This window comes from Ralstonia psammae (assembly GCF_958405935.1).
In the GTDB taxonomy this organism is placed as follows: Bacteria; Pseudomonadota; Gammaproteobacteria; order Burkholderiales; family Burkholderiaceae; genus Ralstonia; species Ralstonia psammae.
Genome location: NZ_CATZBU010000002.1, coordinates 580,933 through 607,011 on the forward strand (window position 1 = coordinate 580,933; position 26,079 = coordinate 607,011).

Below are 26,079 nucleotides of genomic sequence, written 5' to 3' on the forward strand. Positions count from 1 at the left end.
TTGCAAAACGCCGGCCATTATAAGGGGGGCCGGTCGCTCGCGTAATTTTTCCGAACGGTCGTGCTATTTTAACCGCGAAAATTTGCCGGACGCCAGTCAAACGTCCGGCAATCTGTTTGGTAGAACCCTCTACCGGATCACCGAAGGATCACAAAGTGGTTACCAAGCCACAATCACGGCGTCTTTGTACTTCGCCTTAACGAAGGACTTCACGACGTCGGAATGATACGCCTTCACAAGCTTGGCAACCCAGGGTTGATCCTTGTCGGCAGCGCGGATGGCAATCACGTTGGCGTACGGGCCCTTCGGGCTTTCGATGGCGATGCCGTCCTTGGTCGGGTCCAGGTTGGCCTTTTCAGCGTAGTTGCCGTTGATGGCGGCCGCATCCAGATCATCCAGCGAGCGCGGCAGTTGTGCGGCATCCAACTCGACGAACTTCAGCTTCTTCGGGTTCTCGGCCACATCGCGGGGCGAGGCCTTGAAACCGGCGTTCGGCTTGAGCTTGATCACGCCTTGCGATTGCAGCAGCAGGAGCGCGCGGCCGCCGTTGGTGGGGTCATTCGGCAGCCCGAAGCGCGCGCCGTCCTTCAACTCCTTCAGCGACTTGATCTTCTTCGAGTAGATACCCATCGGGAAGGTGATGGTCTGGCCGACGCTCACGAACTTGTAGCCGCGCGTGGCAATCTGGTCGTCCAGATACGGCTGGTGCTGATAGCTGTTGGCATCCAGATCACCGGCAGCCAGGGCGGCGTTCGGCTGGATGTAATCATTGAACTCGACGATCTGGAGCTTCAGGCCTTCCTTCTCGGCAACCTTCTTCACCTCTTCCATGATCTCGGCATGGGGGCCGGCGGTCACGCCGATCTTGATCGGCTTGCTCTGCGCCAGGGCGCTGCCCGCGACCAGTGCCAATGCGGCACCAAGGCTCGCGGACCATTGCAGCAGTTGACGACGATTCATTGTGTTTCCTCGTTTTGTCTGTCGATTGAGTGATTAACGGTGGCTCAGGCGGCGCACGAGCCAATCGCCCGTCGATTGCACCGCCTGCACAAAGACGATCAGGATGACGACAACCGCCAGCATGATGTCCGATTCATAGCGCTGATAGCCGTAGCGGATCCCCAGGTCGCCCAGGCCGCCGCCGCCGATGGTACCGGCCATGGCCGAGTAACCGACAAGACTAACGAAGGTGATCGTCAGGCCAGCGAGGATGCCGGGCATTGCCTCGGGCAGCAGCACCTTGTAGACGAGTTGGCCGGTCGTCGCCCCCATCGATTGCGCGGCTTCGATCAGGCCGCGGTCCACTTCGCGCAATGCAGTCTCGACCAGGCGTGCGACAAAGGGAATCGCGGCAATCGTCAGCGGCACGATGGCCGCGGCGGTGCCAATGGACGAGCCTGCCAGCAAGCGTGTGAACGGAATCACCGCGACCAACAGGATGATGAACGGCACCGAGCGCACGGCATTGACGACAAGGCCTGCCACGCGGTTAAACACCGGGGCCGACAGCACGCCGCCCGTGGTCGTCAGATACAGCAGCACGCCCAGCGGCACGCCAAACAGCGCACCAATGCCTCCGGACACGCCCACCATGGCGAGCGTTTCCCAGAAGGCCGGCAGGAACAGATCGGTCAGGTCAGACCACATGATTGATCTCCTCGACCACCACGCCTTGCTCGCGCAGGAAGTTCATCGCATTGTTGATGTCAGCGGCCTCGCCCGACGCCAGGATCGCCAGCGAGCCGAAGGCCTGGCCCTGAATCTCATCGATATGGCCGTGCAGGATGTTGAAGTCGAGCCCGTAGTTGCGGATCGCCTGCGCGAGCACCGGCTGGTCCACGCCTGCGCCGGTAAAGGCCAGGCGGAACAGGTGGTCACGGCCACCCTGCTCGCGTGCTGTGAGGCGGCTTTCCACGCGTGCGAGCACGGAGGGCGGCAACTCCTGCGAGATCACCTCACCGATGAGCGCGCGCGTCACGTCATGCTCGGGCTTCAGGAACACGTCGATCACGCGGCCAAGTTCCACCACGCGGCCGGCGTCGAGCACTGCCACGCGGTCGCACACCTGCTTGATGACTTCCATCTGGTGCGTGATCAGCACGATGGTCAGACCCAGTTCGCGGTTGATCTTGCGCAGCAGGTCGAGAATCGAACGCGTCGTCTCCGGGTCCAGCGCGGAGGTCGCCTCGTCGGAAAGCAGCACATCCGGCTGGCTTGCCAGCGCGCGGGCGATGCCAACGCGCTGCTTCTGGCCACCGGAAATCTGCGCGGGATAGCGGTCCTTGTGTGCCGTAAGGCCAACGAGGTCCAGCAACGGCAGCACGATCTCCCGAATGCGTTCGCGCGGGGTGCCGGCCAGCTCGAGCGGCAGCGCCACGTTGTCGTACACGGTGCGCGACGACAGCAAATTGAAGTGCTGGAAGATCATGCCGATCTTGCGGCGCGCCTGGCGCAGCCCGTCGGCATTGAGTGCGGTGAGTTCCTGCCCCGCCACGGTGACGGTGCCGGAGGTCGGCCGGTTCAGCAGATTGATGACGCGGACCAGCGTGCTCTTGCCCGCCCCGCTGCGGCCGATGATGCCGAAAATCTCGCCTCGGTTGATGGCCAGATCGACGTCGCGCAGCGCGTGGACGTCATGGCCGCCCGCGCCCCGAAAGTGCTGCGATATCCCCTTGAGTTCGATCATGCGTACATACAAAAACGGCAACCGCCCTGTGTCCAGGCCGTTGCCGTCTCTTTTTTGTTTGAATGAGGCGTTAGTGTAAGGCAGGCCCTACATGCGAGGAACGATTCTTTAACGATGTCTTTATTACTTTTTCGAATGTCATCGACGATTCGTCATCGTCAATCGCTTAAAGCTCGGCAAGCGCCTTGATGTGCGCAACCACGCTGCGGCCTAGCGCGCTGAGGTTGTAACCGCCCTCCAGGCAACTGACGATGCGGCCCTTGGCATGCGTGCGCGCCACCTGCATGAGTTGCTGCGTGATCCAGGCGTAGTCCGCCTCGACCAGGCCCATCTGGCCCAGATCATCTTCGCGGTGCGCATCGAAGCCAGCGGAGATGAACAGCATCTCGGGCTGGAACGCCTCCAGCCGCGGCAGCCAGATCGTTTCCACCACCTCACGCACGGTCAGGCCATTGGTGTACGCCGGCAGCGGAATGTTCACCATGTTGGCCGCGACCGCCTCGGTACCTGAATACGGATAGAACGGGTGCTGGAAGATGCTGCACATCATCACGCGCGGTTCATCGCGGAAGGCCGCTTCGGTACCGTTGCCATGGTGCACGTCAAAGTCGACGATCGCCACGCGCTGCAAGCCGTGATGGTCAAGCGCATGACGTGCGGCCACGGCCACGTTGTTGAAGAAGCAGAAGCCCATCGCGCGGCCCGGCTCCGCATGGTGGCCCGGTGGGCGCACGCTGCAGAAGGCGTTCTCCAGCTCGCCGGCGATGACCTTGTCGGTGGCGTCCACCGCTGCACCTGCGGCAAGCACCGCGGCCATATAGGTGTGCGGGTTCATCGAGGTGTCGGGATCGATCGGCATATAGCCGGCAATCGGCACGCTGGCCACCAGCTCGCGTATGTATTCGGCGCGATGCACGCGGCACAGCTGCGTCTCGGTGGCAGGCGGCGCCTCGCAGGGAACGAGCAGGTCGTCGATGCGGCTGGCGATGAGCTGGTCTTCGATCGCGCGCAGGCGGTCCGGACATTCGGGATGGTGTGGTCCCATCTCGTGCCGGAGGAATTCGGGATGCGTGTAGAGGCCGGTCGCCATGTTGTTGTGATCCGGTGTGCTTCAGTGTCTCCAGCCGTTACGTTAGCACGGCTGTGCAACAACGCCGCGCCCTGAGGCGATCCAACAGACGCATCCGCTACAATGCCCCGATCCCGTATGAAGCCTGCCCATGAGCCAATCGCCTTCTTCCCGTCGTCCCGTATTGCGCGCCCTGGTGGCTGGCGCAGCGCTCTCCGCGCTCTCTTTCCCCGCGCTGTCGCTGGCTGCCAAGAAGGCCGGCAAGTCGCCCAAGCGCCGCGTTGCGGTGCATGAAGAAGAGATCGACCCCGACCGTTATCGCAACAATCCGCAAACGCAGGCCTTCATCGGCATGCTGGTCGCGCAATACAACTTTGACCGCACGTCGCTCGATACGCTGTTTGCAGGCACGGCCTATTCCGCCACGGTGGCGCGCCTGATCCTGCCGCCCGCCACGCCCGCGCGTCGCAGCTGGACCGCCTATCGCGGCCGCTTCATCGAGCCGATCCGCATTGGTGCCGGCGTACGGTTCTGGCAGCAATACGGCGACACGCTGCGCCGGGCCGAAAACGAATTCGGCGTGCCGGCCGACGTGATCGTCGGCATCCTGGGCGTCGAGACCATCTACGGCCGCGACATGGGCAACTTCCGCGTGATGGACGCGCTGTCCACGCTGGCCTTCGACTACCCCGACACGCCCAACCGCGAAGACCGCAGCACGATGTTCCGCAACCAGCTCAAGGACTTCCTGCTCTGGTGCCGTGACACCGGCACGGACGCGTTCTCGGTCCTGGGCTCTTACGCAGGCGCAGTCGGCATTCCGCAATTCATGCCGACCAGCATCCGGGAATACGCCATCGATTACGACCGCGACGGCCATATCGACCTGCGCAACAGCGCGGTGGATGCCATCGGCAGCGTCGCGCGCTTCCTGCAGATGCACGGCTGGGAGCCGAAGCGCCCCGTGATGTGGAACATTGCCGGCGATGCCGACAGTCAGGGCATTGCAGCAGCGGCCGCAGACGGCCAGCCGTATCCCGGCATGACGCTGTCCAGGCTCACACGCGCTGGCCTGGCGCTGTCACCAGGCGTCGATGCCGCTCGCGAGCAAGAGACCGAAGTGCTGATGATCGATCTGCCCACGCCTGGCCAGCCGACCGAATACCGCGTCGGCCTGCGCAACTTCTACGTGCTCACGCGCTACAACCGCAGCTTCTTCTACGCGGCCGCGGTGTACGAGTTAGGCCAGGCGGTACGGCAGGCGATGCAGGGTTGATCCACCGCCCACGCAAACAAAAAGCGCAGCCGAAGCTGCGCTTTTTTCATGGCGATGCGGCGTGCCGTCAGGCGGGGAAGACGCCCGTTGACAGGTAACGATCGCCTCGGTCGCACACCACGAACACGATCGTCGCGTTCTCAACCTCCTCGGCGACACGCAGCGCCACGCACAACGCGCCGGCCGCGGAGATACCGCAGAAGATGCCTTCTTCACGAGCCATGCGACGTGCCATGTGCTCGGCGTCGGACTGGCTCACCGGCTCGGTGCGATCGATGTACTTCGGATCGTAGATCTTTGGCATGTACGCTTCAGGCCACTTGCGGATCCCCGGAATGCGTGAGCCTTCTTCCGGCTGTGCGCCAACAATCTGGATGTCAGCGTTCTTCTCTTTCAGGAAGCGCGAGACGCCGGTAATCGTGCCCGTCGTGCCCATCGCCGAGACGAAATGGGTGATGCGGCCTTCGGTGTCGCGCCACAGTTCGGGGCCGGTGGTCTCGTAGTGCGCGAGCGGGTTGTCCGGGTTGGCGAATTGATCGAGGATGACGCCCTTGCCTTCCTTCTCCATCGCGTCGGCCAGGTCGCGTGCGTATTCCATGCCGCCCTTGACCGGCGTGAGGATGATCTCCGCGCCGTAGGCGGCCATGCTCTGGCGGCGTTCCACCGACAGGTCTTCCGGCATGATCAGCACCATCTTGTAGCCGCGCACGGCGGCGGCCATGGCAAGGGCAATGCCGGTGTTGCCCGACGTGGATTCGATGAGCGTGTCGCCCGGCTTGATGCGGCCACGCGCTTCGGCGTGTTTGATCATGGACAGCGCGGGGCGATCCTTGACCGAGCCGGCCGGGTTATTGCCCTCGAGCTTGCCGAGGATCACATTGCCGCGGCGCGCGTTGCCTTCGCCGGGAATGTGCTGGAGCTGAACCAGCGGCGTGTTGCCGATGGTGTCTTCGATGGTGAGATAGGCCATGATGCGTGGGGGACGGGAATCAAGGCATTGTAATGCAGCCCAAATCCCTCCCCCGCACATGGCGAAACGCCCCGCTCTGGGCGGGGCGTTGTCGGCAGGATGACTGAAGCGCTTACTTCTTCTTGGCTTCCTTGCCGACCTTCTTGGCCGCTGCAACCGGCGCCGGTGCCGGTGCACCGAACGTCAGCCCGTCGTTCTCCAGCTTGGCGAGCGTCTTGTCGCCGATGCCGGACACTCGCGCCTTGAAGTCGGCGGCATCCTTGTACGGCCCGTTCTTGGTCCGCTCTTCAATGATCGACTTGGAACGCTTGGGGCCGATGCCGGACAGCGTTTCCAGCGCAGCGTGATCTGCGGTATTCACGTCTACCGCCGCCCACGAGACCGACAGCATCGACAGCGACATCAACGCAGTGGCCAACAGCTTCTTCAACATGTGCTTCTCCTGGGTGTAGGGAATAAAAAACCGCCACGTGAGGTGGCGGTTTCGACACATCTTAAAGAGCGTCCTGGCGATGCCGCAGCGCACGGACAAAAAGTCACACGCTGTCTGATTGTTGGGGCGTTGTGCGATCAGGCCGGCTGCTTCAACAGCCACTGACAGTAACGCTCCACGCCTTCCTGCACCGTCAGGAATGGCGCCGTGTAGCCCGCCGCGCGCAGGCGCGACTGATCCGCCTGCGTGAAGCACTGGTACTTGCCACGCAACGCATCTGGAAACTTGACGTACTCAATCAGGCCTTCCTGTGCCAGCTCTTCGGTGGAAAGCGCCGGCTTGCCTTCCGCTGCGCGCAACGTGTTCACGACTGTCGTGGCGATGTCGTTGAACGGCTGTGCACGGCCCGTGCCGAGATTGAAGATGCCCGACTTGTCCGGATTGTCGAAGAAGAACAGGTTGACCTTCACCACATCTTCCACCGACACGAAATCGCGCATTTGGCCGCCTTGCGGGTAGCCGTTGTACTCGCCGAACAGCTTGACAGTCCCTTCCGCGCGGAACTGATTGAAATTGTGGAACGCCACCGACGCCATGCGCCCCTTGTGCTGCTCGCGCGGGCCGTAGACGTTGAAGTAGCGAAAGCCGACGATCTGCGACAACGCGGTCGGCATGACACGGCGCACGACCTGGTCGAACAGCAGCTTGGAGTAACCGTACACGTTCAGCGGCCGCTCGAACTCGGGCTCTTCACGGAAGGTTTCCGACGCGCCGTATGTCGCCGCCGACGAGGCGTAGAGGAACTGCACACCCTGATCGAGGCACGCGCGCATCACCGCCAGCGAGTAGCGGTAGTTGTTGTCCATCATGTAGCGGCCATCGGTCTCCATGGTGTCGGAGCAGGCGCCTTCGTGGAAGATCGCGCGGACCTTGCCAAACTCGCCGCGCGCAAAGCGGTCGACAAAATCGGCCTTGTCCAGGTAGTCGCTGATCTGGCAGTCGACGATGTTCTTGAACTTGTCGGCCCGCGTGAGGTTGTCGACGGCGATGATGTCGGTCTCGCCGCGCTCGTTCAGGCCCTTGACGATGTTGGCGCCGATAAAGCCAGCCGCGCCGGTGACGATAATGGTCATGATCCGTTGATCAGGTGATCAGTTGAAGAGTTCTGCGTGGGTGACGACAGCCGTGCCCAGCTTGCCGACCACGATGCCGCCTGCGCGATTCGCGTACTGCACGGCTTCCTTGATGTTGGCGCCCGCGCCCAGCAGCGTGGCCAGCGTGGCGATCACGGTGTCGCCCGCGCCCGAGACGTCGAACACCTCGCGCGCCTGCGCCGATACGTGCAGCACCTCATGCTCGGTGTAGAGCGTCATGCCCTCTTCCGAGCGCGTGAGCAGCAGCGCTTCGAGCTGCAGCTCCCGGCGCAGATTCTGTGCACGGATGGTCAGGTCCTGCTCCGACTTCCACGAGCCGACCACCTGCCGCATTTCAGCGCGGTTGGGCGTGATCATGGTCGCGCCCTTGTAGCGCGAATAGTCGTCGCCCTTCGGGTCGACCAGAACGCGGCGGCCTGCCTGGCGCGACGCCTCGATCATCTTGCCGACGTGCGTGAGACCGCCCTTGCCATAGTCCGACAGCACCACCACGTCGTGCTGTGGCACCAGCGTGCCGAAACGGTCGAGCACCGACATCAGCACTTCGTGCGTGGGTGCGTTCTCAAAATCGACGCGAATCAACTGTTGCTGACGTGCCAGCACGCGCAGCTTGATCGTCGTGTTGACCGCGGGATCGCGATGCAGGTGACCGGTAACGTGGCTCTCGCCGAGCAGCGTTTCGATGCTGCGGCCCGGCTCATCGTCGCCAATCACACCGAGCATGGCTGCCTGCGCACCAAGCGCCGCCACGTTGCGCGCCACGTTTGCGGCACCACCAAGACGTTCATCCTGGCGCTTGATCTGCACGACCGGTACCGGCGCTTCCGGCGAAATCCGATCGACGTCTCCAAACCAGTAGCGGTCGAGCATCATGTCGCCGACCACGAGAATGCGGGCGGCGTGGATCTGTTCGGGAGCGAGCGTGGTCATGGGTCGGGGCGTCGGCAGCGGCCGTCGGGTCTCTGTGATTACGATTGGGTGGAGCGCCCGATGGCCTGGTATTCAAATCCCGCATCGCGCATGGCTTGCGGCTCGAACAGGTTGCGGCCGTCGAACACCATCGGCGTCTTCAACAGTGCCTTCACGGCGTTGAAGTCCGGGCTGCGGAATGCCTTCCACTCGGTCACGATGACCAGCGCGTCGGCATTCTTGAGCGCGTCCATCTGACCGGCGCAGAACGTCACACGTTCCAGTTGTTCGGCAGAAAGATCGAGCGCCAGTGCATGGCGGGCCTCTTCCATCGCAACCGGGTCATACACTTGCACGCGCGCGCCACGCGCCAGCAGCGCGGCAATCAGGATGCGGCTGGGTGCTTCGCGCATGTCATCGGTGTTCGGCTTGAAAGCCAGACCCCAGATGGCGAACGTGCGGCCGGTCAGGTCAGCGCCCATGCGGTCTTCGATCTTGCTGACCAGCACTTCCTTCTGCTTGTCGTTGACGGCTTCAACGGCTTCCAGCACGTGCAGCGTCTGACCATACTCCTGCGCCGTGCGCACCAGCGCCTGCACGTCCTTCGGGAAGCACGAACCGCCGTAGCCGGTGCCGGCATAGAGGAAGCTGTAGCCGATACGCGGGTCGGAGCCGATGCCCAGGCGAACGAGTTCGATATCCGCGCCCACCTTGTCGGCCAGATTGGCCATCTCGTTCATGAACGAGATGCGCGTGGCCAGCATCGAATTGGCGGCGTACTTGGTGAACTCGGCGGAGCGCACGTCCATGTAGAACGTGCGTTCGTGGTTGCGGTTGAACGGCGCGTAAAGCGTGCGCATGATCGCCTTGGCGCGCAGGCCATCGGTATCGCCATACGTCCCGAGCACGATGCGGTCCGGGCGCATGAAGTCGTCCACCGCGGCGCCTTCTTTCAGGAACTCGGGGTTCGACACCACCGAGAAGCCGATGTCCGACTTGCCGCGCGTTGCCAACACTTCGCGCACGGCAGCGCGCACTTTGTCGCCCGTTCCGACCGGCACCGTCGATTTGTCAACGATCACCTTGAAGCTCGTCATGTGCTGGGCGATGTTGCGGGCGGCCGCCAGCACGTACTTCAGGTCGGCCGAACCGTCTTCATCGGGCGGCGTTCCCACTGCGATGAACTGCACGTCACCGTGCGCCACGCTGGCAGCCACGTCGGTCGAAAACTGGATGCGGCCGGCTGCGCGGTTACGCTCGATCAGCTCCTTCAGGCCCGGTTCGTAGATGGGCACGCCGCCGGCGTTGAGCAGGTCGATCTTCTTCTGGTCGACGTCGAGGCAGAACACATCGTTGCCCAGCTCCGCCAGACACGCGCCGGTGACCAGACCGACATAACCGCTACCGATGATGGTGATTTTCATACGAACACTTAAAGATTAAAAAAGCGCCAGCGCGGCCGCTACGAACACACCGCGCCGGACTGAATTACATGCTGGCACCGCCGCTGCCGCCGAGCGTCTCGGTACGGCGCGGTGCATACGTTTCCCAGCGGTTGCAGCCGGGGCATTGCCAATAGAAGAGACGCGCGCGGAAACCGCACTCCTGGCAGGTATAGCGCGCCAGGTTGCGCGTACGACTTTGCAGCAGATCGCGAATGGCGCCGAGATCCTGCGCGCGCTGGATGTCGGCATTGCTGCCCGCTTCAACCGGATCCGCCAGCGCACTCTCGGCGATATCGGCCGTCGCGGGCGCTTCATGGCCAACCGCCTCGGACGCGCGCGACGCTTCGGCTTCCACCAGCCGCGTCAACGCCATCAACGAGGGCTGACGGCGGATCTGGTCGCGCATCAACGCCACGGCATCGTCGATACCGTGTACGTCCAATTCATATTGGTAGACCGTATCGAGCAGTTCGGGGCCCAGGCGCGCATCCATCTTGGAGCGCAGCCAGGCGAGACCCTCAGCGGCACGGCCAAGCTGCGTGTACGCCTTCATCAGCCGCTCAGCCACCAACGGTAAGAACGCCGTGTTTTGCTCTTCGATACTGCGCCAACGCTTGATGGCGCCTTCGACATCGCCTTGCCCTTGCGCCACATCGCCCAACTGGATGGTGGCACGCACGTTCTTGGGGTTTTCCTGCAGGGCGCGCTCCAGCCATTCGACGGCGGTCGGCACGTCCTTACGCTGCAGCGCTTCCTGCGCGACCTCGCAGCAGAACTGCGCGATCTGCACGGCGTAATCCTTGCCTTGCAGCGTCTGCAACTCACGCGCCGCGTCAATGGCCTTGCGCCATTCCTTCTCGACTTCGTACAACTCGAGCAGCACGCGCTTGGCCGGCTCAGCAAATGTGCCTTCCATCAACATGCGCAGGGATTCCTCAGCGCGATCCAGCAGGCCCGCGCGCAGGAAATCCTGCCCCAGTTCAAACAGCGCGTGAGCGCGCTCATTGGCGGGCAGATCGGGGCGGTTGACGAGGTTTTGGTGAACGCGGATGGCGCGCTCGGTTTCGCCGCGCCGGCGGAACAGGCTGCCGAGTGCAAAGTGCAGCTCGGTGGTCTCCGGGTCCAGCCGCGCAACTTCAATGAAGGCGTCAATGGCCTTATCCGGCTGCTCGTTGAGCAGGAAATTCAGCCCCTTGAAATACGAGCGCGGCAGCGACGATTGTTCGGTGCGTAACTGGCGGGCATCGAGCCGAGCGGCCACCCAGCCCAAGCCAAACACCAGGGGGATGGCCAACAGCCACCAGAGATCAAAATCCATGCGTCAGACCTTGGGGCCGGGAACGTGATAAGGAGAATCGGCGACAACGGGGGGCGGCGCCTCGGTCACCTCTTCGGCCTTTTTCATGCGACCGATCTGGCGACGCAGGCGGCTTGCCGTAAAGCGATGCCGTATCACGCGCGGCGCCATCGCCAGCATGGCCAGCAAGATGCCGGCGACAAAGAACGCCAAGGCGATCAGGATCAACGGTGCATGCCAGACCACGCCAAACGGGAGCACGAGCGAGACTTCCGCCGTGTTATGCAGTGCGAGCACGAAGAGCACCACAAACAACACGATGCGGATGACCCAGACGAGAAATTTCATGCGGATTCGGAAACGGGCGGCGGTGCAGCAGCCGGAGGCGGCACGATTGCCGGGTTGTGCCGCATTGTAGCGGATTCATATGGCGGCCAGCCACGCCAGGCTTGGCGGCAGACAAGCATTGCCGGAATAAAAAACGCCCCGGCAAGCGGGGCGTTCCTGAAACTACCAAGTGCTACCTAGGCTCAGCGCGACATGGCCAGCGGCACCGCCGTATCTACCGGAAAACCGGCAGTCTGACGCGTGCCGTCAACTTGTCGCGCAGCCTTTACAGCCGCGAGCGACACGGCAGGCTCGCCCTCCGAAGAAGGCTCGCCCTGCCGCTCCAGGCTGCGGTCAACCCGTTCGCGCAACTCCTTGCCCGCCTTGAAGTGCGGCACCCGCTTCTCGGGTACCAGCACCTTCTCGCCAGACTTGGGATTGCGACCGACACGCGGCGGACGACGATTCAGACCAAAACTCCCGAATCCGCGGATCTCGATGCGGTGACCGTCCGCCAGGGCGTCGGACATCGCATCCAGGATCGTCTTGACCGCAATGTCCGCATCACGCAGCAGCAGCTGCGGAAAGCGGGCGGCCAGCTTTTCCACGAGTTCGGACTTGGTCATGGGCATCTTGCGCGCGTCCTCGTCGTTCTTTAGGGTCGACCCGGTGGATGCTTACTGGTTGGTTTCGTTCAGCTTGGCCTTCAGCAGCGCGCCAAGGTTCGTGGTACCAGCTGCGCCGGTATCCGCCGAGAACTTCTGCATCGCTTCCTGTTGGTCTGCGCTGTCCTTCGCCTTGATGGAGACGTTGATGTTGCGCGACTTGCGATCGATGTTGACGATCATCGCGGTCATCGTTTCGCCTTCCTTCAGCACGTTGCGGGCATCTTCCACGCGGTCGCTCGAGATTTCCGAGGCACGCAGGTAGCCTTCCACGTCGTCAGCCAGCTGCACCACGGCGCCCTTCGGATCAACGGCCTTGATCGTGACCGGCACGATCGAACCCTTGTCGTTGGTCGAGATGAAGTTGTTGAACGGGTCGCCCGACAGTTGCTTGATACCCAGCGAGATGCGTTCCTTGTCGACGTCGATGGCCAGCACAACGGCTTCCACTTCGTCGCCCTTCTTGTACTTGCGAACGGCTTCTTCGCCAGTCTCTTGCCACGACAGGTCCGACAGGTGCACCAGGCCGTCGATGCCGCCCGGCAGACCGATGAACACGCCGAAGTCGGTGATCGACTTGATCTGGCCAGCCAGCTTGTCGCCCTTCTTCTGGTTGCGCGCGAAATCGTCCCACGGGTTGGCCTTGCACTGCTTCATGCCCAGGCTGATACGACGCTTGTCTTCGTCGATATCCAGAACCATGACTTCCACTTCGTCGCCCAGCTGGACAACCTTCGACGGGGCCACGTTCTTATTGGTCCAGTCCATTTCCGACACGTGGACCAGGCCTTCGATACCGGCTTCGATTTCGACAAACGCGCCGTAGTCGGTCAGGTTGGTCACCTTGCCGAACAGGCGGGTGCCTTGCGGGTAGCGGCGCGAGATGCCGACCCACGGATCTTCGCCCAGCTGCTTGACGCCCAGCGAGACGCGGTTCTTCTCTTGGTCGAACTTGAGGATCTTGGCGGTGATCTCTTGGCCAACCGACAGCACTTCGCTCGGGTGACGCACACGACGCCATGCCAGGTCGGTGATGTGCAGCAGGCCATCGATGCCGCCCAGATCCACGAACGCGCCGTAGTCGGTGATGTTCTTGACGATACCGTTGACGATCGCGCCTTCCTTGAGCGTTTCCATCAGCTTCTGACGCTCTTCGCCCAGCGTGGCTTCAACCACGGCACGGCGCGACAGCACAACGTTGTTGCGCTTGCGGTCCAGCTTGATGACCTTGAATTCGAGGGTCTTGCCTTCGTACGGCGTGGTGTCCTTGATCGGACGCACGTCGACGAGCGAACCCGGGAGGAATGCACGAATACCGTTGACCATGACGGTCAGGCCGCCCTTGACCTTGCCGGTCACGGTACCGGAGATGATCTCGCCGGATTCCAGTGCCTTCTCAAGGTTCAGCCACGAAGCCAGGCGCTTGGCCTTGTCGCGCGACAGGATGGTGTCGCCGTAGCCGTTTTCCAGTGCGTCGATTGCGACCGAAACGTAGTCGCCGACTTGCACTTCCAGCTCGCCCTGGTCGTTCAGGAATTCTTCGACCGGAACAAATGCTTCAGACTTCAGGCCCGCGTTCACAACGACGAAGTTGTGGTCGATACGCACAACTTCCGCAGAGATCACTTCGCCAGCCTTCATATTGGACTTGGCGATCGACTCTTCGAACAGGGCGGCAAAAGATTCGTTAGTTTGGGACATAAAAAATAGGCATCCGCAGAACATGCCTCGCATTGCTTTCGCACGGAATGGGCGAAGACACGCATGCGGGGTTATGAGTTGAACAACCGCCGGCAGCGACATGCCACCAGCACCGATCGAACCAGTCCAGCCGGGTCAGTTCGCCTTGTTGGCGCCCTGCACCTGCCGGTACCAGTCCAGTACCTGCGCAACCACTTCATCGACCGTCATGTCAGACGAATCCAGTTGCCGCGCATCTTGCGCCGGACGCAGCGGCGCGACACTGCGGGTACGATCCCGCAAATCGCGCGCTTCCAAGTCCTGCGAAAGACTTTCCACTGTAGCAGAAAATCCCTTTGCAATCAATTGTTTATAGCGCCTCTCAGCACGTGCCTGCACGCTGGCCGTGAGGAACACTTTGAGCACCGCTTCGGGGAAAACGACCGTGCCCATGTCGCGGCCGTCGGCCACCAGGCCGGGCGCCTCCAGGAACGCACGCTGGCGTGCATGCAACGCCTCACGCACGGCGCCATGCACGGCAATGGCCGAAGCTTGGTTGCCAACCGACTCATGGCGCAGCGCCAAGCTCACATCTTCGCCCCTTAGCCAGATGTGATCTGCCTTGAAGCGCACATCCAGTTCGCTAGCGACGCGCACGAGGCTCTCAACGTCGTGGTCGTCGATGTTCTCGCGCATGCTGGCGAGAGCCACCAACCGGTAAAGCGATCCGCTATCCAGCAGGTGAAAACCGAGCAGATCAGCGACCTGGTGAGCGACCGTGCCCTTGCCGGATGCGGTCGGGCCGTCGATGGTGATGACCGGGTACGGCGTGGAAGCAGCGGTGTCGGACATGATGAAATGCGGGCGGTTAATTGCGTTTCAGACGGTAATGCCGCCGAACGCCGTGAAATATTCCGGGAACGTCTTGGCGACGCAGCGCGGGTCGTTGATGCGCACCGGCACCGGGCCGAACGCGGCCAGCGAGAAAGCCATTGCCATGCGATGGTCATCGTAGGTGTCGATACCGCCGGCCGGCGCGGTCCATTGCGACGGGGGGGTCACGCGGATGTAGTCGGCCCCTTCCTCCACCTCGGCGCCGAGCTTGCGTAGTTCGGTGGCCATGGCGCTCAGGCGGTCGGTTTCCTTGACGCGCCAGCTTGCGATGTTGGTAAGCGTGGTGGTGCCGTCGGCAAACAGCGCGGCCACAGCCAGCGTCATGGCCGCATCCGGAATGTGGTTGCAATCCAACTCGACGGCGTGCAGCTTGCCATCGTCGCGCTCGACACCGCGCACCTCGATCCAATTGCCGCCGGCCATGACGTTGGCGCCCATGCGGTTCAGCGCGTCGGCAAAGCGGACATCGCCCTGGATGCTGGACATGCCGACACCTTCCACGCGCACCGGCCCGCCGCCGAGCGCGCCTGCGGCGAGGAAGTACGACGCGGATGAAGCATCGCCTTCCACAAAGATCTCGCCCGGCGCCTTGTAAGCTGCCCCGGTCGGCACGATGAACGACGCCCAGCCATCACGCGCAACCTGCACGCCAAAGCGCGCCATCAGGTTCAGCGTGATCTCAACATAAGGCTTGGAAATCAGCTCGCCGACCACTTCGATGGTGACATTGCCGGCTGACCCGACCAGCGGCAGCGCCATCAGCAATGCCGTCAGGAACTGGCTCGACACATCGCCGCGCACGCGGATCGGCGCATCGATCTTGACCGGCGCGGCGTGGATCGCCAGCGGCGGATAGCCTTCGTTGCCCGTGTAGTCGATGCGCGCGCCAACTTGGCGCAGACCGTCGACCAAATCGCCAATCGGCCGCTCGTGCATGCGCGGCACGCCGTGCAGCGTGTACTCGCCGCCTTGCAGCGCCAGCGCGGCCGTCAACGGGCGGATGGCTGTGCCAGCATTGCCCATGAACAGATCGGCCGACTTGTTCGGGAAGCGGCCGGCGGTGCCGGTGACACGGTACGCGTTGTCGCCCAGGCCTTCGACCGGGACGCCCAGCTTGCCGAGCGCATCGAGCATAACGCGCGTGTCGTCAGAGTCGAGCAGGTCGCGCACCACGGTTTCGCCCTGCGCGAGGGCCGCCAGCAACAGCACACGGTTGGAGATGCTCTTCGAGCCCGGCAGCTTGATGGTGCCGCGCGCCGTCTTCAGCGGACCGACGTCGAGATGTTCCATGAATCCAGTGAGTTCAAAACAAACGTTATTCGGATTGCGCGCCAGTGCCATTTCCCGGCACCGCGCGTTGTGGCCACGCCAGACGCGCTTCGCTGGCACGGCGGAACACGCGCTCGAGCGAGGCGCCGTCGCGCTCGGCAATCATCGTCTTCAGACGGCCGATCACGGCTTCGTAGGTTGTGAGTTCACGCAGCAGCGCTTCGCGATTCGACAAGCAGATGTCACGCCACATCTCGGGCGACGATGCGGCGATGCGCGTGAAATCGCGGAAGCCGCCGCCGGCAAAATCGAGTTTGAGCGCGCCGTCTTCGGCATTGATGATCTGCGCGACCAGCGCGTACGACAGCACGTGCGGCAGGTGGCTAACGGCGGCGAACACGGCGTCGTGCTGCACGGCCGACATGATGTGGCAATACGCGCCCGCCGCTTCCCACATGGCCTGCACACGCGCGACGTCGCTGCGGCGGTTCTCTTGCAAGGGGCAAAGCACGGTCTTTTTGCCAACGTAAAGATCGGCCAGTGCAGCCTCCACGCCGTTCAGCTCACGGCCGGCAATCGGATGCGCCGGCACGAACTGGCTGACCTGATCGCCCAGCGCCGTCTTGGCAGCCATGATGACGTCGGACTTGGTGCTGCCAGCATCCGTGACGATGGTGTCCGGGCCCAGATGCGGCTGCATGGCGAGCAGCAACGGCAGCGTCTGCGCGACAGGTGCGCACAGCACGACCATGTCGGCGCCACGCACCGCCTCTTCCATCGGCAGCGCTTCGTCGATCACGCCGAGCCGGATCGCCGTTTCAAGCGACGCAGCCGATCGACCGACGCCCACGATATGCCCAACCACACCCGCGCGACGCAACCCCAGCGCCAGCGAGCCGCCAATCAGGCCGACGCCAACAATCACCAACCGGGAACTGGAAAAAGAAGAGGCCACAACACCGCCCTGCCAGAAAAAAAGCAAAGCGGCATTGTAGCCCGATGTGCGCGGCGCCCGATGCCTGATACGGGGCGCCGCGGCGGTTGCGGCAGAAGCTACGCGGCGGCTCTTTCCTGCGCCAGCGCCACTTCCAGTGCATCGATGAACGTGGCGTTCTCTTCCGGCAAGCCGATGCTGATACGCAGCCATTGCGGCAGGCCGTAATTGCCGACTGGACGCACGATCACACCTTGCTTGAGCAGCGCAACGTTCACGCGCGCACCGGCGTCGATGTCGTCACCCACGCGCACCAACACGAAATTGCCCGATGACGGTACGTATCGCAAGCCCAGCCGCTCGAACGCGTCCGTCAGCTGCACGTAGCCGGCGGCGTTCAGTTCGGCCGATTGACGCAGGAATTCCGCATCATCGAGCGCCGCCACGGCAGCCGCCTGGGCCAGGCTGTTCACGTTGAACGGCTGGCGGATGCGGTTGAGCAGATCGGTCAACTGCGCCTGCGCAATGCCGTAACCCACGCGCAAGCCAGCCAGCCCGTACGCCTTGGAGAACGTGCGCGAGACAAGCAGGTTCGGATACTGGCGCACCCACGCGGTAGAGTCGTACTGCTGATCGGGCTTGAGGAACTCGTTGTATGCCTCGTCCAGGACGACCACGACAGTCGGCGGCACCTTGGCCAGGAACGCCGCAATCTCATCGGCTGACAGGAACGTGCCGGTCGGGTTGTTCGGATTGGCGATGTAGACCAGACGCGTGTCCGGCGTAATTGCGGCGGCCATCGCGTCGAGGTCATGGCCGTAATCACGGGCCGGTACCTCGATGGCACGCGCGCCAACCTCCTGCGCCGCCAGCGCATACACGGCAAACGAGTGCTGCGCGTAGATCACGGCTTGCCCCGGCGACACCAGCGAGCGAGCTGCCAGTTCGAGGATGTCATTGCTGCCGTTGCCGAGCGTGATCCAGGCTTCCGGCACGCCAAACTTGGCATGCAGCGCGGCTTTCAAGCTGAAGCCGTTGGCATCCGGATAGCGCGCCAGATCGTCAATGGCGGCGGCCATCGCGTTCTTGGCTGACTGCGGCATGCCAAGCGGGTTTTCATTGGACGCCAGTTTGACGATGTGCGCGGCGTCCAGACCGAACTCGCGAGCCACTTCGGAAATCGGCTTGCCGGCCACATAAGGGGCGATGGCGCGGACATACTCGGGGCCGAACTGCAAAGACATGGGGTGCTCCTCTGTTATCGACGCCCTGCCCGTGCAGAGCGCCTTGAATTCCTCGGGAGCGTGGCTAACCGCTGCGAGCGGCCTGAACTTGGACCCCAACCTTGTCACATGCAGTGGAACCGTACGTGAGTACGGCGAGCATCGCAGGCCCAAGATCGGGCCGCGCAATACATTTGCGACGTCCCCGTCAATGTGCCGAGGGATAGGACCCCAACACTTTGAAATACGCCGCGTCGTGACGCAGCTTTTCCAGCGCGCGCGCTACCTGCGGGTCGCGCTGATGGCCTTCCACATCGACGTAGAAGTAGTATTCCCACGCGCCGCTGCGCGCCGGACGCGACTCGAAGCGGCACATCGACACACCGTTCTCTGCCAACGGTGCCAGCAACTTGTAGACCGCGCCGGCCTCGTTCGGCACCGACAGGATCAACGACGTCTGATCGCGCCCGCTCGGCTCCGTCTCATAGTTGCCGATCACGACGAAGCGCGTACGGTTGTGCGGATCGTCTTCCACATTGGCACGCACCACGTGCAGGCCATAGCGATTGGCCGCCTGCACGCTTGCCAGTGCCGCAACGGTTTCGTCCTCGCCGGCCATGCGCGCGGCCTCGGCGTTGCTCGACACCGCTTCGCGCGGCAGATTCGGATAGTTCGTGTTCAACCACCGTTGGCACTGCGCCAGCGCCTGCGCGTGCGCACGCACCACCTTCACCTGCGACATGTCGCCCGTCTTGTGCAGCAAGTTGTGATGCACCCGCAGCGCAATCTCGCCGCTGATCTTCAGCGACGTCTGCAAGAACAGATCGAGCGTGCGCGACACCACGCCTTCCGTCGAATTTTCGACCGGCACTACGCCGCAATCGACCGTGCCGGACTCCGCCGCACGAAACACCTCGTCGATGCTCGGGCACGGCATCGGCTGGATCTCGTGGCCAAAATGCGCGATCACCGCCTGCTCCGAGAACGTGCCCGCCGGGCCGAGGTAGCCGATGCGCAGCGCCTGCTCCAAACCGCGGCAGGCGGACATCACCTCGCGCCAGATGGCGGCGATGCTCTCATCGTGCAGGGGCCCTTGATTGCCCGACTGCATCTTGCGGATGACCTGCAGCTCGCGGTCCGGCCGGAATGCCGGTGACGAATAGCGCTTCTTCACTTCGCCCACTTCCTGCGCCACCCTGGCGCGGTCGGAGAGCAGCGTAAGCAGCTGGTTGTCGATGGCGTCGATCTGCGTGCGCAAGGGCGCAAGCTCCGCCGCCAATGCGGCGTCCTTGTTTTGCTTCGTATCGTCTGACTGACTGGTCATTGTAGGAATCCGGTTCGGCAACGGATTGCAAATTGCCGCGCGAAGCGGGCGCTTCGCGCAATGTTCTGCCGTGATTGAGTGTCAGGCTCAGGCAGACACTCTTTCAAACTCACGCATGAAGTCGACCAGCGCCTCTACGCCTTCCAGCGGCATCGCGTTGTAGATGCTCGCCCGCATGCCGCCCACGGACTTGTGGCCCTTGAGCTGCACCAACCCGCGCTCGCGCGCCTGCGTGAGGAACGCCTCGTTGCGGGATTCATCGTTAAGGAAGAACGGCACGTTCATGCGCGACCGGCACGTCGGATGGATTTCGTTGCGGTAGAAGCTACTGGTGTCGATAAAGTCGTACAGCATCTTCGACTTGATGATGTTGCGCGTCTCCAGCGCCTCAACCCCGCCCTGACGCTTGATCCACTGGAACACGAGCCCCGCGATGTAGATGGCGTAAGTGGGCGGCGTGTTGTACATCGAGCCGTTCTCGGCCACGAGACGCCAGTTGAATGCCGACGGGCACAACGGGTGCGCATGGCCCAGAAGGTCCTTGCGCACGATGGCAATCGTCAGGCCGGCAGGGCCGATGTTTTTCTGCGCGCCGCCGTACAGAACCTGATAGCCGTTCCAGTCGATCGGCCGCGAAAGAATGTGGCTCGACACGTCAGACACCACCACACGCCCGTGCGCCTGACCAACGTCGGGCGTCTCCTGATACTCAACGCCAACAATGGTTTCGTTCGTGCACAGGTGCACGTAAGCCGCGTCTGAAGATAGCTTCCAGCTCGATACATCTGGAATCTTGTGGAAACGCTCGGCCTCGCTGGTGGCGGCGATGTTCACCTCGCCGTACTTGCGCGCTTCCTGCTGTGACTTGACGGACCATGTGCCGGTGACGACGTAGTCCGCTTTCGGTGCGTCCGCCGAGAGCCGACGCATCAGGTTCAGCGGCACGATGGCGTTCTCGGCGATGGCGCCGCCTTGCAGGAAGAGGATTTCGTAGTTGTCCGGCACGGCCAGCAACTGCCGCAAATCGGCGAACGCCGCTGCCAGGATGCTTTCAAATTCGCGGCCGCGATGGCTCATTTCCATCACGCTCATGCCACTGCCGTGCCAGGAGACCATCTCCTCTTTCGCCTGTTCCAGCACTTCGACTGGCAACACTGCCGGACCTGCCGAAAAGTTGTACACGCGCGCCTGGCTGGTTTGAAGGGCTCGATCCGCTTGGTTCATGGGGCGAAGGGCAAAAGAAAAATGGCTGTCTGGGCGCAAACCCAAACAGCCATTATCTACCAACTGGCAGCGCGGCGGGGATTGCGCCCCGATCGTCCGCCTATGCCGGTCAATTACTTCGAAGCAGCAGCAACTTCCTTGTCAGCCATGTCGCGCATCTTCTTGCCGACTTGCGGGCCGTACTTCTGCATCACGTTGCCCCACACTTCCTGCATGGCCTTGCCCTGATTGGCCATGAACTTCTGGCCGCTCGGCGTCTTCAGGAACGCGGTCAGGTCCTTGATTTCCTGGGCCGAGTAGTACTTGCCCAGCGAGTCATAGTGCGCTTGCAGAGCGTCCTTGCGGAAGGCTTCCGTGTCGAAGTCCTTGCCGGCGCCGTCGGTCATGCGCTGCACAGCGCCGTTCTTCTTCAGCTTGTCGACAGCAGCTTGCTTCTGCTTGTCGTTCAGAGTCTTGTTCTCGACCAGTGCCTGCTCCAGCACCAGCGGGGCTTCCTGCTTCGCGCCGTTGGCCAACACTTCACCCTGACCCTTGATGGCTGCATCGACGTTCATCGTCGTCAGCAGCTCCTTGATGGCAGCCGTCTTGTCGGCGTCGCCAGCCTGCGCGAACGCAAACAGCGGAGCGAAACCGGCCACCACGATCAGATGTTTGAGTTTGAGACTCTTGTGCATTGTTGCTCCCTTGAGATAAGCGTTGCGTTTAGGCCGGGCGTGTGACGCAAAAGTTCCAAGCCCTTGCCGCGCACAGGTCCGGCATCATGACAGAACTGCGCCTAACGGCAAGCAAAAGATGTTTCTAATTATGTCTCGCTACTGTCATCCAGCTGCGCATCGGCGTCCGGCGCTGCATCCGCCGCGTCAGCGCCTTCGACACCATCCGCACCTTCCGCGTCGGACTCCATCACACGTTGCAGCCCGGACAGCTTATTGCCCTCACCCACCGAGATGAGGGTGACGCCCTGCGTGGCACGACCCATTTCACGGATCTCGTCCACACGCGTGCGGATCAGCACGCCGCCCGTGGTGATCAGCATGATCTCGTCCTCCGGCGCCACCAGCGCGGCGGCCACCACCTTGCCGTTACGCTCAGTGGTCTGGATGGCGATCATGCCCTTCGTGCCACGGCCATGTCGGGTGTATTCCGAGATCGGCGTGCGCTTACCGTAGCCGTTCTCGGTGGCGGTCAGCACGCTACCGGCGCGCGACTGGGCACCTTCGCCTTCGGTTTCGGCCGGCGCCACCAGCATGGCGATCACCTGCTGGCTTTCTTCCAGGTTCATCCCGCGAACGCCGCGCGCCTGACGACCCATCGGGCGCACGTCGTTTTCATCGAAGCGGACTGCCTTGCCGGCATCAGAGAACAGCATCACGTCATGCTGACCATCGGTAATGTCTGCGCCGATCAGGAAATCACCCTCGTCCAGATCCACCGCGATGATGCCGGCCTTGCGCGGGTTCGAGAATTCCGTCAGCGCCGTCTTCTTGACCGTCCCCTTGGAGGTGGCCATGAACACGAAGTGCTGCTCATCGAACTGCTTCACCGGCAGGATCACGTTGATCTTCTCGCCCGGTGAGAGCGGGAACATGTTGACGATCGGACGACCGCGCGAGTTGCGGCTGCCCTGCGGCACTTCCCACACCTTCAGCCAGTACAGACGGCCACGGTTCGAGAAACAGAGGATGTAATCGTGCGTGTTGGCGACAAATAGCGTGTCGATCCAGTCGTCTTCCTTCGTCGCGGCAGCTTGCTTGCCGCGGCCGCCACGCTTCTGCGCCCGGTATTCGGAAATCGGCTGACTCTTCATATAGCCGCTGTGGGACAGCGTCACCACCAGATCTTGCGGCGTAATGAGATCTTCTGTATCCAACTCGGTCGCATTGTGCTCGATTTGCGAGCGCCGCTCATCGCCGAATTCCGCGCGGATGGCGGTAAGTTCCTCGACGATGATGGCGGTAATGCGTTCCGGCCGCGCCAGAATGTCCAGCAGATCAGCGATCTGGGCCATCACTTCGCGGTATTCCTGGACGATCTTGTCCTGCTCCAGTCCGGTGAGGCGCTGCAGGCGCATCTGCAGGATTTCCTGCGCCTGCGTGTCCGACAGCTTGTACAGGCCATCGGCCTGCATACCGAACGCGGGCGACAGCCCTTCCGGACGATACGCAGCACCGCCGCCAGAGGTGTCGCTCTCTGCGCGAACGAGCATATCGCGCACTAGGCCCGAATCCCAGCTGCGGTTCATCAGTTCAGCCTTGGCGACCGGCGGGGTCGGCGCAGCCTTGATGATTGCAATGAACTCGTCGATGTTGGCAAGCGCAACAGCCAGACCTTCGAGGATGTGACCGCGCTCGCGCGCCTTGCGCAGATCAAATACGGTGCGCCGCGTCACCACCTCGCGGCGGTGCAGCAGGAAACACTCCAGCATCTGGCGCAAGTTCAGCAGGCGCGGCTGGCCGTCGACCAGGGCGACCATGTTCATGCCGAACGTGTCCTGCAACTGCGTATTCTTATAGAGGTTGTTGAGCACAACCTCCGGCACTTCGCCGCGCTTGAGTTCGATCACCACGCGCATGCCGGACTTGTCCGACTCGTCGCGAATGTCGGAAATGCCCTCGATGCGCTTTTCGGTGACCAGCTCGGCGATACGTTCGAGCAGCGTGCGCTTGTTAACTTGATAGGGCAGCTCGTCAACGATGATCGCCTGGCGCTGGCCGCGGTCGATATCCTCGAAATGCGTCTTGGCGCGCATCACCACGCGGCCGCGGCCGGTGCGATAGCCCTCACGCACACCCGAAATGCCGTAGATGATGCCCGCCGTCGGGAAATCCGGCGCCGGGATCAACTCGATCAGCTCATCGACCGTCGCTTCCGGGTTGCGCAGCAAATGCAGGCAACCATCCACGACTTCGTTCAGGTTGTGCGGCGGAATGTTCGTCGCCATGCCCACCGCAATCCCGGACGAACCGTTGATCAGCAAATTGGGAATGCGCGCAGGCAGAACGGACGGTTCAGTTTCAGAACCGTCGTAGTTCGGCTCGAAATTGACCGTTTCCTTGTCGAGGTCGGCCAGCAATTCGTGGGCGATCTTCGACAGGCGGATTTCGGTGTAACGCATTGCCGCGGCGTTGTCGCCGTCGACCGAACCGAAGTTGCCCTGGCCATCAACCAGCATGTAGCGCAGCGAGAAGTTCTGCGCCATCCGCACGATGGTGTCGTATACAGCAGTGTCGCCGTGGGGGTGGTACTTACCAATCACATCCCCGACGATACGGGCGGACTTCTTATAGGGGCGATTCCAGTCGTTGTTCAGCTCGTGCATCGAGTACAACGCACGGCGATGCACCGGCTTGAGACCATCCCGCACATCAGGAAGGGCGCGGCCCACGATTACGCTCATGGCGTACGCGAGGTACGAGCTGCGCATTTCTTCTTCGAGCGATACCGGGAGTGTCTCTTTGGCGAATTGATCCATTGGGCGAACGGTGGGAGGTCCTTAGTGAGCACAGGGATGCGCACTACAGGACGCTGCGGTTGCGCGAATAACAGAACATTTTACCATGTCGCAAGCCCCCTCCCCTCATACGCGCGAGCGACGCATCGTCAACCCCAGGCACGTTCCCTGCGAGCGAGGGCAAAACCGGCGACCCAATCCCCATAAGGGTTTGCGAGCCATTTCCTGCCTTGTTGCGTACACACCACAAGGCCGTGGTGCCCCGTTCGAATCGCTTATATTTGCTTTTTAGGAGTGCGTGCTTGTGGCACAATCCCCCAGCGAAGAGGCAGACATTGTTCGAAGTGGAGCCTTCACCACACCGAGAATGTTATACTCCGAAGAATGTATGACTTGTTTTCGTCCCATCTGCTCGCAGTCTTCTGCGGTGATCTCATCCTGAGAGGAGAAATATGAAAAAATTTGCCAAGCTCGCGTTCGCTGCAGCTGCGGTAGCCATGGCTGCGTCCGCTTACGCTCAGTCGGTGCCCTACGAAAAGAAGGCCGTCAACGACAACTGGGGTAACGGCACGAGCGAGTGGGTCTGGAAGAACGGCACGAACGAACTGTGCTGGCGCAATGGCTTCTGGACGCCGGCAACCGCCAACGCTCAGTGCGACGGCGCTCTGGCTCCGGCTGCTGCTCCGACGGCTGCTCCGGCCGCTCCGGCCGCTCCGGTTGTGTCGAGCGAAAAGGTTACGTTCGCTGCTGACACCCTGTTCGATTTCGACAAGGCTGTGCTGAAGCCGGAAGGCAAGGCTAAGCTGGACGACCTGGTCTCGAAGCTGAATGGCATCAACCTGGAAGTCGTGATCGCCGTTGGCCACACCGACTCGTTCGGTTCGGACAAGTACAACGACCGCCTGTCGGTCCGTCGTGCTGAAGCCGTCAAGGGCTACCTGGTCAGCAAGGGCATCGAAGCCAACCGTGTTTACACGGAAGGCAAGGGCAAGCGCCAGCTGAAGGTTGATCCGAAGTCGTGCAAGGGCGCTCGCAAGGCACAAATCGCCTGCCAGCAACCGAACCGTCGTGTGGACGTCGAAGTGGTCGGCACCCGCAAGGCTCAGTAATTCGGTTCACACCGGAAAAAAGCCCAGCTTTGGCTGGGCTTTTTTTCGTCTATACATCAGCAGATGCCCGCCACGGGTCTGCTGCTGAAATGGGCACTAAAAAAGCGATGGCGCCAAATGCGCCATCGCTTTTTCCGTTTGGGCCCCCGAAGGCCCTTCGGCGAAGTCGCCCTTCTTATTGGTAGGAAGGCGTCGCCTGATCGTTGGCAACCATTGCGCGATCGCCCACGCGCAGATTGTTCGGGTTTCGCTGCGTGACAGTCGCGACGCGGCCATCGTCCAGACGTACGGTGATGCGGTACACGGTCTGGCCGCCCGCGCCGGCACGCTGCTCGACTTGGTTGCCTGCATAGGCACCGAGTGCTGCGCCGCCAATGGTCGCAACGGTGTTACCCGTACCGCCGCCGACTTGGTGACCCAGAATACCGCCGGCCACGCCACCGATAATCGTGCCCAAAATGCCCGGGCTATTGGCCGGAGCTTGCATGGGTTGGATCGATTCGACACGGCCATAGAGGGCGCCCGTTTGCTGCGGCTGCCCGCCATAAGCGGGTTGCTGGCCATAGGCAGGCGGCTGTTGAGCGTATCCACCGTTATAGCCACCGCCGTAACCCGGCGCTGCGCAGCCCGCCAGCACCGTCAGGCCCGCAACACCCAGTCCCATCAGAATTTGTTTGGATTTCATTGATCTCTCCTTGAGCGAAGGTGACAGTTGGAGGATTTGCATGCGCATTTGTTCA

General features: G+C 62.3%; 24 protein-coding genes. 2 read left to right on the plus strand and 22 right to left on the minus strand.

Going from position 1 to position 26,079, the window contains the following annotated elements; translation table 11 throughout:
- Nucleotides 1–159: 159 nt before the first annotated feature.
- The 4 genes from R2N16_RS06475 to R2N16_RS06490 form a co-directional block, all read right to left on the minus strand.
- On the minus strand, nucleotides 160–960 hold the full coding sequence (locus tag R2N16_RS06475; protein WP_316664755.1) for a MetQ/NlpA family ABC transporter substrate-binding protein: 801 nt from the start codon (nucleotides 958–960) through the stop codon (nucleotides 160–162).
- Between the two features lie 33 nt (nucleotides 961–993).
- On the minus strand, nucleotides 994–1,647 hold the full coding sequence (locus R2N16_RS06480; protein WP_009238641.1) for a methionine ABC transporter permease: 654 nt from the start codon (nucleotides 1,645–1,647) through the stop codon (nucleotides 994–996).
- Nucleotides 1,637–2,686 carry a methionine ABC transporter ATP-binding protein gene (locus tag R2N16_RS06485; protein ID WP_316664757.1) on the minus strand — a complete coding sequence of 350 codons (1,050 nt, stop codon included), beginning with the start codon at nucleotides 2,684–2,686 and terminating at the stop codon, nucleotides 1,637–1,639. The genes R2N16_RS06480 and R2N16_RS06485 overlap by 11 nt, the downstream gene beginning before the upstream one ends.
- 166 nt (nucleotides 2,687–2,852) lie before the next feature.
- On the minus strand, nucleotides 2,853–3,776 hold the full coding sequence (locus R2N16_RS06490) for a histone deacetylase family protein (RefSeq protein ID WP_316664758.1): 924 nt from the start codon (nucleotides 3,774–3,776) through the stop codon (nucleotides 2,853–2,855).
- 130 nt (nucleotides 3,777–3,906) lie between these two features.
- On the opposite strand from R2N16_RS06490, the gene mltB reads away from it, so the two are divergent.
- Complete coding sequence (gene mltB, locus R2N16_RS06495; protein WP_316664759.1) at nucleotides 3,907–5,031, plus strand: lytic murein transglycosylase B; 1,125 nt, start codon at nucleotides 3,907–3,909, stop codon at nucleotides 5,029–5,031.
- Between the two features lie 67 nt (nucleotides 5,032–5,098).
- Here mltB and cysM read toward each other — a convergent pair whose 3' ends face one another.
- The 17 genes from cysM to gyrA form a co-directional block, all read right to left on the minus strand.
- Nucleotides 5,099–6,001: a cysteine synthase CysM gene (gene cysM / locus R2N16_RS06500; RefSeq protein WP_316664761.1), complete on the minus strand. Its 903-nt coding sequence runs from the start codon at nucleotides 5,999–6,001 to the stop codon at nucleotides 5,099–5,101.
- A gap of 112 nt (nucleotides 6,002–6,113) precedes the next feature.
- Nucleotides 6,114–6,434, minus strand: a complete 321-nt coding sequence (locus R2N16_RS06505; RefSeq protein WP_316664762.1) for a ComEA family DNA-binding protein — start codon at nucleotides 6,432–6,434, stop codon at nucleotides 6,114–6,116.
- Between the two features lie 137 nt (nucleotides 6,435–6,571).
- Nucleotides 6,572–7,567, minus strand: a complete 996-nt coding sequence (gene rfaD / locus R2N16_RS06510) for an ADP-glyceromanno-heptose 6-epimerase (RefSeq protein WP_316664763.1) — start codon at nucleotides 7,565–7,567, stop codon at nucleotides 6,572–6,574.
- Between the two features lie 18 nt (nucleotides 7,568–7,585).
- Complete coding sequence (gene rfaE1, locus R2N16_RS06515) at nucleotides 7,586–8,518, minus strand: D-glycero-beta-D-manno-heptose-7-phosphate kinase (protein ID WP_316664765.1); 933 nt, start codon at nucleotides 8,516–8,518, stop codon at nucleotides 7,586–7,588.
- A 38-nt stretch (nucleotides 8,519–8,556) separates the two neighbouring features.
- A complete protein-coding gene (locus tag R2N16_RS06520) occupies nucleotides 8,557–9,921 on the minus strand; it encodes a UDP-glucose dehydrogenase family protein (protein WP_316664766.1) in 1,365 nt (454 codons plus the stop codon).
- A gap of 64 nt (nucleotides 9,922–9,985) precedes the next feature.
- A complete protein-coding gene (lapB, locus tag R2N16_RS06525; protein WP_316664767.1) occupies nucleotides 9,986–11,260 on the minus strand; it encodes a lipopolysaccharide assembly protein LapB in 1,275 nt (424 codons plus the stop codon).
- 3 nt (nucleotides 11,261–11,263) lie between these two features.
- Nucleotides 11,264–11,587 (minus strand): LapA family protein, encoded by a 324-nt coding sequence (locus R2N16_RS06530; protein WP_316664768.1) that lies wholly within the window; start codon nucleotides 11,585–11,587, stop codon nucleotides 11,264–11,266.
- Nucleotides 11,588–11,769: 182 nt separating this feature from the next.
- The gene (locus R2N16_RS06535; RefSeq protein WP_316664769.1) at nucleotides 11,770–12,198 is read right to left on the minus strand and encodes an integration host factor subunit beta; all 429 of its coding nucleotides are present in this window, start codon (nucleotides 12,196–12,198) and stop codon (nucleotides 11,770–11,772) included.
- 45 nt (nucleotides 12,199–12,243) lie between these two features.
- The gene (gene rpsA / locus R2N16_RS06540; protein WP_316664770.1) at nucleotides 12,244–13,932 is read right to left on the minus strand and encodes a 30S ribosomal protein S1; all 1,689 of its coding nucleotides are present in this window, start codon (nucleotides 13,930–13,932) and stop codon (nucleotides 12,244–12,246) included.
- 135 nt (nucleotides 13,933–14,067) lie between these two features.
- Nucleotides 14,068–14,763: a (d)CMP kinase gene (gene cmk / locus R2N16_RS06545; RefSeq protein WP_316664771.1), complete on the minus strand. Its 696-nt coding sequence runs from the start codon at nucleotides 14,761–14,763 to the stop codon at nucleotides 14,068–14,070.
- A 27-nt stretch (nucleotides 14,764–14,790) separates the two neighbouring features.
- Nucleotides 14,791–16,095 carry a 3-phosphoshikimate 1-carboxyvinyltransferase gene (gene aroA, locus R2N16_RS06550; protein ID WP_316664772.1) on the minus strand — a complete coding sequence of 435 codons (1,305 nt, stop codon included), beginning with the start codon at nucleotides 16,093–16,095 and terminating at the stop codon, nucleotides 14,791–14,793.
- A gap of 25 nt (nucleotides 16,096–16,120) precedes the next feature.
- Entirely contained in the window at nucleotides 16,121–17,029 is a 909-nt protein-coding gene (locus tag R2N16_RS06555) for a prephenate dehydrogenase (protein WP_316664773.1), read from the minus strand.
- Between the two features lie 98 nt (nucleotides 17,030–17,127).
- Nucleotides 17,128–18,252 carry a histidinol-phosphate transaminase gene (hisC, locus tag R2N16_RS06560; RefSeq protein ID WP_316664774.1) on the minus strand — a complete coding sequence of 375 codons (1,125 nt, stop codon included), beginning with the start codon at nucleotides 18,250–18,252 and terminating at the stop codon, nucleotides 17,128–17,130.
- A gap of 187 nt (nucleotides 18,253–18,439) precedes the next feature.
- The gene (gene pheA / locus R2N16_RS06565; RefSeq protein WP_232042287.1) at nucleotides 18,440–19,555 is read right to left on the minus strand and encodes a prephenate dehydratase; all 1,116 of its coding nucleotides are present in this window, start codon (nucleotides 19,553–19,555) and stop codon (nucleotides 18,440–18,442) included.
- 87 nt (nucleotides 19,556–19,642) lie between these two features.
- Entirely contained in the window at nucleotides 19,643–20,779 is a 1,137-nt protein-coding gene (gene serC / locus R2N16_RS06570; RefSeq protein ID WP_316664775.1) for a 3-phosphoserine/phosphohydroxythreonine transaminase, read from the minus strand.
- 113 nt (nucleotides 20,780–20,892) lie between these two features.
- A complete protein-coding gene (locus tag R2N16_RS06575) occupies nucleotides 20,893–21,453 on the minus strand; it encodes a DUF2059 domain-containing protein (RefSeq protein ID WP_316664776.1) in 561 nt (186 codons plus the stop codon).
- 128 nt (nucleotides 21,454–21,581) lie between these two features.
- Nucleotides 21,582–24,251, minus strand: coding sequence for a DNA gyrase subunit A (gene gyrA, locus R2N16_RS06580; protein WP_316664778.1), 2,670 nt, complete (start codon nucleotides 24,249–24,251; stop codon nucleotides 21,582–21,584).
- Nucleotides 24,252–24,682: 431 nt separating this feature from the next.
- Between gyrA and ompA the strand changes: the two genes are divergently transcribed.
- Entirely contained in the window at nucleotides 24,683–25,339 is a 657-nt protein-coding gene (gene ompA, locus R2N16_RS06585) for an outer membrane protein OmpA (protein ID WP_004629211.1), read from the plus strand.
- 175 nt (nucleotides 25,340–25,514) lie between these two features.
- Here ompA and R2N16_RS06590 read toward each other — a convergent pair whose 3' ends face one another.
- Nucleotides 25,515–26,024 carry an outer membrane lipoprotein gene (locus tag R2N16_RS06590; RefSeq protein ID WP_316664779.1) on the minus strand — a complete coding sequence of 170 codons (510 nt, stop codon included), beginning with the start codon at nucleotides 26,022–26,024 and terminating at the stop codon, nucleotides 25,515–25,517.
- Nucleotides 26,025–26,079 lie beyond the last annotated feature (55 nt).